The following is an 11,036-nucleotide window of genomic DNA, read 5'->3' as shown; positions in this document are numbered from 1 at the left end:
CGGGGTATAGGCGGCTGTGTCTGTTGTTCGGTCGGGTGGTGAAGTGACAGACGGAAAAGGCGGATTGAATGAGGATTAGTCCGTCCGAATGATCTGCTGACGTCTGCTCACCCGGTATCGGCCGCGTGTCGCTGCGGAATCCGTGAGCTGGTCCGTGCTAGTGGACCGGTTGTGTGGAGGTCTGCTTGCCTCGGCTGGCCCGGGCGGTCTTGGGTGCAGGGGTGTTCGGAGGGTGGAGCGGCTCGACGCCGCCGGGAGCCGGTGCGGGGTGGGGATGTGGGTGTTGTCGGGCACGTGGTGTGCCGGTTCGCCCCGACGTGCGGTGCGCCTCACCGGCTTCACGAGGCCTCGGCCGGGAAAGCCGTCCGCGTGCGCCTGACCCGGGGTGCCGGGACTGGGCGGAGCCGTCCGCCGCGAATGCCGTCACCGCGCCGAACGGCCGTACGCGGTGGGACGGTTGACCTGCCGCCGTGGCGTTTGGAACGGCGACCGCCGCCGGGCGCGCGAAGGCACGTACCTCGACCGTCGGGCCGGTGCGGCCGCCGTTGCGGGCCGAGCATCGTCGGCGCGGATCCATGCCGAGTCCCTCGGTCAATGGGTGCCGCGCGGGGGAGGAACGTCCCGTTGACCGATGGCGGGCCGGGCACTCCGGTTCGGCGGTCAGCGGATCTTCTGCTGGGGCCCTGCTGTGTTCACCGTGTCCCCGGCCATGCGTGCCCGTGTCCCTGGCCGAGCCTGCCCTTCGTCTGCTGCACTCCAGGGAGATGAGCGGCGCAGCCGTCATCAAGCGGGGCGGGAAGCTGACTGGCACGGGTCAGCAGAGAGTCGGGCCGAGCGCAGAGGTGACAGCGTGGCGGGGAACCGCACGGCGGTCGTGGCGTGTATGGGCGTGCGGGGCAGGAGGGTGGGTAAGGCGCGCCCACCGGGCACACCCGGCGGACGAAGGCCCGCTCAGCGGGGGATCTGAGGCGGGATCTGGCGGCGGTGCGGGCCGCCGCCGGCGGCGATGCGAACGTGGTGGCACGGGCGGACGGGCCGGGCGGCGCCGTGCTGCGGGCACGGTACGAGAGCGGGCGCGGGCAAGGCGCCCGTGCCATGGGACCCGGAGTTCCGGGTGGCAAGCAGCACCAGGACGTCCACGGCGATGGTGGTGCTCCACCTTGGCCGCACAGGGGCGGCTTTCGCTGGACGACACGGTGGAACGGTGGCTGCCCGGGATGGTGCGCGGACACGGGAACGACGGCTCGCGGATCACCGTACGCGACCTGCTCCAGCACACCATCGGTATCTACGACTACATCACCGATCCCGGCGTACAGGACAAGCTGGTGAACCATTTCGACGAGAACCGCTACGACGCCACCCCCGCAGCTCCGGCCTGACTACTCATGGAGAGGGCGCCGGGGCTGGGTCACAGCGCGCCGTCGAGTTCGAGGGTCATGGCATGCAGCCAGCGCAGTTCGCGGGCGATGTGTTCAAGGGCGTCGGCAGCCCCCGCGGCGTTGACCGGGTGGTACTTGATGCGTTCGGCCGCCAGCAGCTTGCATCGGTGCAGGGCGGGCAGGATGGTATGCCGGTCGCTGATGCCGTAGGCGTCCACGAACAGCCGCAGCCGGGCCGGGACATCGGGAACGGGGCTGAACCCTGCCTCGCGAAGCTGTTCGGGCGGGGCGAGGGGGACGAATGCCCACGCTGCCGCGGCGAGGTCGAGCAGGGGATCGATCGGTCCGGCGGCATCCCAGTCGATGAACGCCACCGGCAGGCCGTCTCGGTAGACCGTGTTCCACGGACCGAGATCACCGTGCGAGACGATCTCCCCGGCGCGTGGCGGATACGGGCGGAATCGGAACTCGGTATGGGCGGGCGCGTAGCCGCGCGCAGCCTCGTGGAGCTGCCGTACCAATGCGGCGGCAGCGACCAAGGCAGCCTCGGTCCGGGCATGGGACGGCAGGCGGTGCCCGTGCCCGGGCTGTCAGTCCGTGTCGACGGCCGCCTCGCCCTCGATGTAGGAGAGGACCTCGCGCTCGCCCTCGACACCGTGGAATCGAGGCGCGCCGGTGAACCCGGCGGACTCCAGGTGCCGCAGGTACGCGTGCACGGTCGTGGACCACGGTCCCAACGGCCGCAGCACCTGTCCGCCGCGGCGTACGACGCCTTGCGTCATCCTCCCGGCCGTGAGCGCGACCTCCTGCGGATGCCTCGGAGGTTCATGATTCACCCCGTCAGTATCGGGCACCCGGCATCCTTTGGGATCCGCAGCGAGTAGCGCTCACGTCCCAGCCACCCCCACCGCCGCGGCTGACCGGGCCACGGCATCACGAGAGGCGTCCGCGCCCGGGAGATCCCGGACGCGGACGCCTCTGGTGATGCAGGTCGGTGCTATGCCTCCTTGTGGCCCAGCAATATGTCGACTCCGCCCTGGTTGCCTTCCAGCGTGACGTGGGCGGCCACCGGCGGGTAGCCGGTGGCGATGACGGTGTACTGCTCGCTGGAGAGGTCGGTGAAGGAGTAACTCCCGTCCACGCTCGTGGTACGTGTCCCGACGACGTTGCCGGCGGCGTCGATCAGGGTCACCAGAGCGTCCTCCAGCGCGCGTCCGTCCTGGGTGTGCACCGCTCCGCGCAGGGTCGCCGCGGCGGAGAGCCGGATGTCGCAGCGGGTGGCCTCGCCGGAGACGGTGGCCGGTACGGCGGACGGGCGGTGGCCGGGTGCGCTGACGCTGAGCGTGTAGTCGCCGGGCAGCAGGTCGCCGATCAGGTAACCGCCGTCCAGTCCGGTGGTGGCGGATGCCGTCACCTCACCGTGCTGGTCGGTGACCACCACCAGTGCGCCGGGCAGGACTTCGGTGTCCCCGCCGCGCACCGTGCCGGCCAGGTCGCCTGGGCTGGGCAGGAGGACGAGGTCGTGGGTGACGGGCGCGTTGTTCGTGGTCAGCGTGACGACCTGGGGCCGGTGACCGGCCGCCGACCCGATGAGGACGAGGCTGCCGCGCTCGGCGGTGTCCACGGCGTACGAGCCGTCCTCGCGGGAGAGGGCACGGGCCAGCTGGTGGCCTGCTGTGTCCAGCAGGGTGATCGCGGCCCGGGGGACGGGTACTCCCGCGCCGTCCCGCACTTGTCCGCTGACGACGGCCACACCGATCGCGCCCGCACGGGAGGCACCGACGGAGGGAAGCGCGGCCGTGAGAGGGGTTCGTACGACGGTCTCGGTGGGCACGCTCGAAGCCGGGGCCTCGAGCGGCGCCGCCGACTCGTTCTGCGACGCACTGGTGTTCTTCTTCGCGCGGAACAGCAGCGCCGTGACGATCACAGCGAAGGCGAAGAAGCCGGCCGACCACCAGTAGGCGACCTCGTAGCTGTGCAGCGCCGCATTCGCCTTGACCATCGGATCGGCCAAGTGGTCCTTGGCATAGTTGGTGGCCGCAGTGGCGGCAAGGGTGTTCAACAGCGCCGTGCTGATCGAACCGCCCACCTGCTGTGTGGTGTTGAGGGCCGCCGAGGCCACGCCCTGGTCACTCGCCTGCACGCCCAGGGTGGCGTAGCCCATCGCCGCGGGCATCGACATGCCGAGCCCCGCGCCCAGGAGCAGCAGCGGTGGGAGCACGTGCGCCGCGTAGCCGCTGTGCAGATCGAGGCGGGTCAGCCAGACCATGCCGCCTGTGGCCAGCAGCATGCCGCTGGGCACGATGATCTTGGGGCCGATCTTCGGCACCAGCCAGTTGGTCGACAGCTGCGCCAGCACCATCAACGCGCCGACCATCGGCAGGAAGGCCACGCCGTTCTTGACCGGTGAGTAACCCAGCGTCGACTGGAGATAGTAGGTGAGGAAGAGGAAGACGCCGAACATCCCGGCGGACGAGATGAGGATGGTCGACAGGGCGGCGGCCCGGTCGCGGTCGGCGAGGACACGCAGGGGCAGCACGGGGTGCTTCGCGCGGGTCTGCCAGAGGAAGAACGCCGCCAGCAGGACGCCGCCTGCGGCGAGGAAGCCCCAGGTCATCCAGTTGCCCCAGTGGTGCGTCTCCGCGTTGGCGAAGCCGTAGACGATGCCGAACAGGCCGCCGGAGACGAGTACGGCTCCGAGGATGTCCAGCTTCGGCCGCTCGGCCGGGACCGAGCGGCCGAGGAAGACGATCGCGCCGATCAGCGCGGGAACCGCGATGACGTCGTTGACGTACAGCGTCCAGCGCCAGTTCAGGTACTCGGTGAGCAGGCCGCCGAGGACCAGGCCGACGGCGGCGCCGGAGCCCGCGACAGCGCCGAATATGCCGAACGCCCTGGCGCGTTCCCTGGGTTCGGTGAACGTCGTGGTCAGCAGGGACAGCGCTGCCGGTGCAAGCAGGGCGCCGAACAGGCCCTGCACCGCGCGCGCAACGACCAGCATGGTGAAGCCGTTGGCCGCGCCGCCGATCGCGGAGGCGGCGGCGAAGCCGACGACGCCGATGATGAAAGTTGTCTTGCGGCCGAAGAGGTCGGCGAGTCGGCCGCCAAGCAGGAGCAGACTGCCGAAGGCCAGGGAATAGGCGGTGACGATCCACTGCCGTCCGTTGTTGTCGAAGCCGAGGTCCTGCTGGGCGGACGGCAGCGCGATGTTCACGATCGTTGCGTCGAGCACGACCATGAGCTGGGCGAGGCCGATCACGGCCAGTGCCCACCATCGGTGCTTCGGCGGGGCATGGGTCTGGCCGGATGGCCCGGCCTGGACGGTGGCGACCGGGATGGCTTCCAAGGCGGACTCCCTCACGGGGCTCGGATTTGTTCAGATGTGCGACCGCACCGGCAGGAGGACAGCGCCCATCGGGGGTATGTGGCGTAGTCGTCATGACCCACTCGCGCTACCGGTCCGAAACGGTTTCGTACAGTAAAGATAGGTAGTCATGCAGCGAAACTCAAACGTTTCGATCGAGTGGCTCGGTTGACTGTGGGGCAGCTCACACCGGCGTCAGCTGATCACCGACGGCACCGCCATCCCGCTCACCGTCACCCGGACTCGGTGCCGGCCGATCACGGCTACGACCGCCACAGGTACCGCGGGCTGGTACGGGAGCTCGGTGTGAAGCCGCCGATCGCCTGCCGGTGTGCCGAGCACGGCTGCGGGCTCGGCACCCGACGCCGGGTCACCGATCGCGGCCTTCGCCCATCTGCTGGACGCGCTGCCCCGCGGCGAGGGGTGAGCGTGGTACGGGAACTGCAGGCGTTCCTGGACAGCAACTGGCAGCGGCGGCACCGGGAACCCACGTGTTCGGTAGCCGCGTCCGTGGTAGTTGAACACCGAGAACTCTTCCCGTTTCAACGCCGAACCGACTTCGTGTCTGGAGACGCCATGAGCAGCGCCCTTCTCGTGATGGACGTCCAACAGGCCATCGTGGACATCGCCGACGACGGCTCCGGATACCTGACACGCCTGCGCAGGGCGATCGACGGGGCTCGGGCGGCGAACATACCCGTGGTCTACGTGGTCATCGCGTTACGTCCTGGATTCCCGGAGGTCGGCACGCACAACAGGGCTCTTGCAGCCATCGCACGGGCGGGCCTCTACGTCGAGGGGGCCCCAGGCACCGAGATCCACCCCGAGGTCGCGCCCCGGCCGGGCGACGTGGTGGTCACCAAGAGACGAGCGAGTGCGTTCTCAGGCAGCGATCTCGACATGGTGCTGAGGGCACGTGGTATCGACAGTCTCGTGCTCACCGGCATCGCCACCAGCGCTGTGGTGCTGTACACCCTGTGCCAGGCGAACGACCTGGACTTCGGCCTCACCGTTCTCTCCGACGCCTGTCTGGACACCGACCCGGAGATGCACCAGGTCCTCGTCGAGCGGTTGTTCCCGCAGTGGGCGGATGTCGTCGCCGTCGAGGACTGGCTCAAGATGATCGCACCTCAATAGCGGCAGCCGGCCGGGGCGAGGTGAGGGTCCGCACGCCGGTCGGCCACCTCGCACGGAGCGTCGCCGAGGGGAAGGGACGTTCAGAAAGACGTCGCTTTCGGAGCGGGCCGAGGGTGTCTCACCGTCATCTCCCTGGCGGGTCGGCCTTGTTCATGGCGCCGGGGCGAAGCGAGGGCGAGGATCACCAGGTCAGCGGCAGCCATATACAGGGGTGACCGTCGGCCGATCGGGGACACCTGCCCGGGCCTGGAGACTGCTGTCCGTCGCTGCGGAGTGTGGAGTGTGGAGTGTGGAGTGTGGAGTGTTGCCGGTGCCGGGCCCCCGTCCGCACCAACTGAGCACCAACCGCGATGGCGGCCTCGAGACTCTCGCGTGCCCGTCCGACCGCCTCACCCGCGATGACCGAGTCTCTGCTGACGGCGTCGTCGAGGCCATCGCCCGCCACGGAAGGCACGTCCCCGGGGGTCTCGACATCACCGGCTTCAACGCGAGACGGGTCTGACGCCCGTCGCGGCCGCTTGGGACCCGCGCCCGCGCCTCCCTGCGCGGTCAGCGCCGTAACCGCCTCCGCCAGGGGTGCGCATGACGAGCACGTCTCCGGCGGTGACGTCTGCCGTGTCGCAGCCGCGCAGTGGCGTCACGGTGCCGTCGGCGTGTTGGACGAGGTTCTCGCCGAGTGCGCCGGGGCAGCCGCCGGCCATGCCGTAGGGCGGGATGCGGCGGTGGCCGGAGACGACCGTGAGGGTCATGGGTTCCAGGAAGCCGATGCGGCGTTCGACGCCGGATCCGCCGTGCCAGCTGCCGGCGCCTCCGCTGCCTTCGCGGATGCGGAACTCCTCCACCCGTACCGGGTAGCGCCATTCCAGGATCTCGGGGTCGGTGAGGCGGGAGTTGGTCATGTGTGTCTGTACGGCGTCCGCGCCGTCGAAGCCGTCGCCTGCGCCGGAGCCCGAGGCGACGGTCTCGTAGTACTGGACGTGGTCGTTGCCGAAGGAGAGGTTGTTCATGGTGCCGGAGCCCTCGGCCTGGGCGCCCAGCACGGCGTAGAGGGCCCCGGTGACGGCCTGGGAGGTCTCGACGTTCCCGGCGACCGTCGCGGCCGGGTAGGCAGGGGAGAGCATGGAACCGGCGGGCACACGCACATCCAGAGGTTTCAGGCAGCCGCTGTTGAGGGGGATGTCGTCGGCGACCAGGGTGCGGAAGACGTACAGCACGGCCGCCATGACGACGGAGGCGGGGGCGTTGGTGTTGCCGGGCTGCTGGGGTGAGGTGCCGGTGAAGTCCAGTACGGCGCTGCGGGTTTCGCGGTCGACGCGCAGGGTGACCTGGATGACGGCGCCGTTGTCCGTCTCGTAGCGGTGCTCGCCGTCGTGGAGGGTGGCGATGATGCGGCGTACCGATTCCTCGGCGTTGTCCTGGACGTGCCGCATGTAGGCGTGGACGACGTCGAGCCCGAACTGGTCGATCATCGCGTGCAGTTCGCGGATGCCCTTGTTGTTGGCGGAGATCTGGGCGCGCAGGTCGGCGAGGTTGGTGTCGGGGGCGCGTGACGGGTAGCGGGCACCCGTGAGCAGGTCGCGGGTCTCGGTCTCGCGGAACCGTCCGTCGCGCACCAGGAGCCAGTTGTCGAACAGGACGCCCTCCTCGTCGATGGTGGTGCTGAAGGCGGGCATGGAACCGGGGCTGATGCCGCCGATCTCGGCGTGGTGGCCGCGTGAGGCGACGAGGAAGAGCAGTTGCTCACCCGCTTCGTCGAAGACCGGGGTGACGACGGTGATGTCGGGCAGGTGGGTGCCGCCGTGGTAGGGGTCGTTGATGGCGTAGACGTCGCCGGGCCGCAGTGTGCCGGTGTTGCGGCGTAGCACCTCCTTGATGGACTCGCCCATCGACCCCAGGTGTACGGGGATGTGGGGCGCGTTGGCGATGAGGTTGCCCTCCGGGTCGAACAGGGCGCAGGAGAAGTCGAGGCGCTCCTTGATGTTGACGGAGTGGGCGGTGCTCTGCAGCCGGACGCCCATCTGCTCGGCGACGGACATGAACAGGTTGTTGAAGACCTCCAGCAGCACGGGGTCGACGCTGGTGCCGACCGCGACGCGGGACGGGCGGGGCCGGGAGCGGGCCAGGACGAGGTCGCCGTGGGTGTCGGCGGTGGCCCGCCAGCCGGGGTCGACGACGGTGGTCGCGTCCGGTTCGGCGACGACCGCCGGGCCCTCGACGGCGTCGCCGGGGCGGATGTCCTCGCGGCGGAAGAGTGGGGTGGGCTGCCCGCGGCCTTGTACGAACATCTCCACCGTGCTGGCCGGGCGCAGCGGGCCGTGCCGTGGGGGCGCGGCGGTCACTGCGTCGGCGGTGTGCGGGCCGGAGGAACCGGTTGCCTCGGCGGCGACCGTCTCGACGACGAGGGGTTTGCTCATGGTGAAGCCGTAACGGTCATGGTGTTCGTGCTCGAAGGCGGCTCGCATCCGGTCGGCCGTGTCCAGCGTGACGGGCAGGGCGAAGTCGGTGCCCTCGTAGCGCAGCAGCGCACGGACGGTGGTGCGCATCGTCTCCCGCGGCACTCCGTCCTCGCGCAGTTGTGCGCGTGCCTGCTCCTCCAGTTCGGCGCGTACGGCCGTGATGCGCGCGGCCGTCTCCGGCGCGTCGAGCGGGGCCTCGACGGAGCGTTCGCGCAGCGCGACCGCGTCCGCCATGCCGATGCCGTACGCGGACAGCACCCCGGCCAGCGGCGGGATGAGGACGGTGTCGATGCCAAGCCGGTCGGCCACCGCGCATGCCACCTGGCCGCCCGCACCGCCGAAGCTGACCAGCGCGTAGCGGGTGATGTCCCGGCCGCGTTGGACGGAGATCTTCTTGACGGCGCCCGCGATGTTGAGGACGGCGATGTCGAGGAAGCCCGCCGCGACCTCCTGCGGACTGCGGCGCTCACCGGTCGCGATCGCCGTCTGCTCGGCCAGGTCGGCGAAACGTGCGCGGACCGCTTCGTCGTCCAGCGTCTGGTCGCCCGACTCGCCGAACACCCGTGGGAAGAAGGCGGGTTGGATGCGGCCGAGCATGACGTTGGCGTCGGTGACGGTCAGTGGCCCGCCGCGCCGGTAGCAGACAGGGCCGGGGTCGGCACCGGCCGAGTCGGGCCCGACGCGGTAGCGCATGCCGTCGAAGCTCAGGATCGAGCCACCGCCCGCGGCGACGGTGTGGATGTCGGTCATCGGCGCGGTCATCCGCACCCCGGCCACCTGCGTGCCCAGCACCCGCTCGATCTCGCCCGCGAAGTGGGAGACGTCGGTGGAGGTCCCGCCCATGTCGAACCCGATCGCGCGGCCGTGACCGGCCCGGGTCGCGGCCCGCGCCATGCCGACGACCCCGCCGGCCGGCCCGGACAGCACGGCGTCCTTGCCCCGGAAGTGCCCGGCCTCGCGCAGGCCGCCCCCGGACTGCATGAACATCAGCCGCACGCCGTGCAGTTCGTTCGCCACCTGGTCGACGTAGCGGCGCAGGATGGGGGAGAGGTAGGCGTCCACGACCGTGGTGTCACCGCGCGGCACCAGCTTGATGAGCGGGCTCACCTCGTGCGAGCAGCTGACCTGGGGAAAGCCGATCGTGCGAGCGGCCTCGGCGACTGCGGCCTCGTGATCGGGGTGACGATAGCCGTGCAGGAAGACGACCGCGGCGCTGCGGAATCCGTCCTCGTACGCTCCCCGCAGCGCCTCTCGGGCCGCGTCCAGGTCGAGCGGCCGTACCGGCTCGCCGTGCGAGCCGATCCGTTCCTCCACCTCGATCACCCGGTCGTACAGGGCGTGCGGGAGCAGGATGCGGCGGTCGAAGATGCGCGGCCGGTTCTGGTAGGCGATGCGCAGGGCGTCCCTGAAACCCCGGGTGGTGACGAGGACGGTCGGCTCTCCGGTGTGGGTCAGCAGCGCGTTGGTGGCGACAGTGGTGCCCATCTTCACCACCTCGATCCGACCGGCCGGAATCGGCTCGTCCGGCTCCAGCTCCAGCACCTGCCGGATCCCCGCGACCGCCGCGTCACGGTACGCCTCCGGACGCTCCGACAGCAGCTTCCGGCTGACCACTTCGGACTCCGGCGTCACCGCCACGACATCGGTGAAAGTGCCGCCCCGATCGATCCAGAACTGCCAGCGACCCGCCATGAACTCATTGTGCGCTCGGCCGACCGGACGCGAGGGTTGACGACACAGGGCCGAGAAGGCACATCCGGCAGCCGCCGCCGGTCATCAGCCCACATGGGGACGGCGGCACGCCCGTCACGGTCGGCCGGCTGACACTGCGGCGGATCCTGCTGTCCGGAGCAGTGAGCGCCGTCACGTTCGGCAGGAGGTACACGCACTACCGCACTGGACCGGCATTCAGAGCGCTGAAATCGGAGAACAGCCGATACCGACGCCGAGCAGTGTGGGCGTCATGCCCGCGCAGCCATCAGCGCTGGCAGGCATGGCAAGGATTCCGAGGAATGCGACGGCTCCGAGGACGGCAGCTGCAATACGGCGCATGAATTCTGTTCTTTCCAGTCAGGTGGACGCGTCCTGATATCGCTTCCCGTAGCCCCGCGCCGACATACCGTGTGCCACTCGTGTGGGTCTGCCGTATCGACCGCCTGCCCTATGATGACGACGTCCCCTCGCCGCCCACGCGCGTACGCCTCGGCCCGTCGCACCATCCCGCTCGCCGTGATGCCGGAAGGTCGGATCATGAAGCGAATTCGGCGATGGCGCTTGTTCCGTTCATGAAGCTCATTCAGCGATGGCGCTTGTTTCGCGGCAGACGTCATCAGGATCGCGCGGCGTTGCAGGCGACGGCGCCGCCGAACGTGACGAGTGAGCTGCGGCTCGGACGGCGCAGAGGAAACATGACGACTTACTCCACGAGCGCGATGGACGAGATGCCGCAGCGCGCGGGGAATGGATGACCGAGGCGGCGGTGCACGTGGCGATGAGCAAGGCCCGGCGCTGCCCCTCGACACGGCCGATCGCGGTCCGGGCCGCGGCGCGTGTCTCGGTGCTGAGTCGGGACCACACGGCGACCCGTGGCCGTGGGATTGTGCCTGTGCTGCCATCGGACAACCCTTCCTGTGCCGATGTTCCGGGGACGGGCCGCGGGTCGGCGTCGCCGGGGTGCCTCTATGTCTTTCGTCAAGC

6 protein-coding genes are annotated in these 11,036 nt (G+C 69.9%); 2 read left to right on the top strand and 4 right to left on the bottom strand.

Features of this window, described 5'->3' with window-relative positions; genetic code table 11:
- Positions 1-1,160 precede the first annotated feature (1,160 nt).
- Positions 1,161-1,382 carry a serine hydrolase gene (locus tag BIV23_RS54245; RefSeq protein WP_071386749.1) on the top strand — a complete coding sequence of 74 codons (222 nt, stop codon included), beginning with the start codon at positions 1,161-1,163 and terminating at the stop codon, positions 1,380-1,382.
- Between the two features lie 29 nt (positions 1,383-1,411).
- On the opposite strand, the gene BIV23_RS44810 is transcribed toward BIV23_RS54245, so the two are convergent.
- From BIV23_RS44810 to BIV23_RS44800, 3 genes are all read right to left on the bottom strand, one after another.
- The gene (locus BIV23_RS44810) at positions 1,412-1,921 is read right to left on the bottom strand and encodes a phosphotransferase (RefSeq protein ID WP_177240265.1); all 510 of its coding nucleotides are present in this window, start codon (positions 1,919-1,921) and stop codon (positions 1,412-1,414) included.
- Between the two features lie 51 nt (positions 1,922-1,972).
- Positions 1,973-2,218, bottom strand: coding sequence for a hypothetical protein (locus BIV23_RS44805; protein WP_143079267.1), 246 nt, complete (start codon positions 2,216-2,218; stop codon positions 1,973-1,975).
- Positions 2,219-2,379: 161 nt separating this feature from the next.
- The gene (locus BIV23_RS44800; protein WP_071386746.1) at positions 2,380-4,728 is read right to left on the bottom strand and encodes an MFS transporter; all 2,349 of its coding nucleotides are present in this window, start codon (positions 4,726-4,728) and stop codon (positions 2,380-2,382) included.
- 594 nt (positions 4,729-5,322) lie between these two features.
- On the opposite strand from BIV23_RS44800, the gene BIV23_RS44795 reads away from it, so the two are divergent.
- A complete protein-coding gene (locus BIV23_RS44795; protein WP_071386745.1) occupies positions 5,323-5,883 on the top strand; it encodes a cysteine hydrolase family protein in 561 nt (186 codons plus the stop codon).
- Positions 5,884-6,365: 482 nt separating this feature from the next.
- Here BIV23_RS44795 and BIV23_RS44790 read toward each other — a convergent pair whose 3' ends face one another.
- On the bottom strand, positions 6,366-10,031 hold the full coding sequence (locus BIV23_RS44790; RefSeq protein WP_071386744.1) for a hydantoinase B/oxoprolinase family protein: 3,666 nt from the start codon (positions 10,029-10,031) through the stop codon (positions 6,366-6,368).
- Positions 10,032-11,036 lie beyond the last annotated feature (1,005 nt).

The organism is Streptomyces monashensis, assembly GCF_001866665.1.
GTDB lineage: Bacteria > Actinomycetota > Actinomycetes > Streptomycetales > Streptomycetaceae > Streptomyces > Streptomyces monashensis.
Note: the sequence above shows the minus strand (reverse complement) of the source record. Positions and strands in the feature narration are given on the sequence as shown.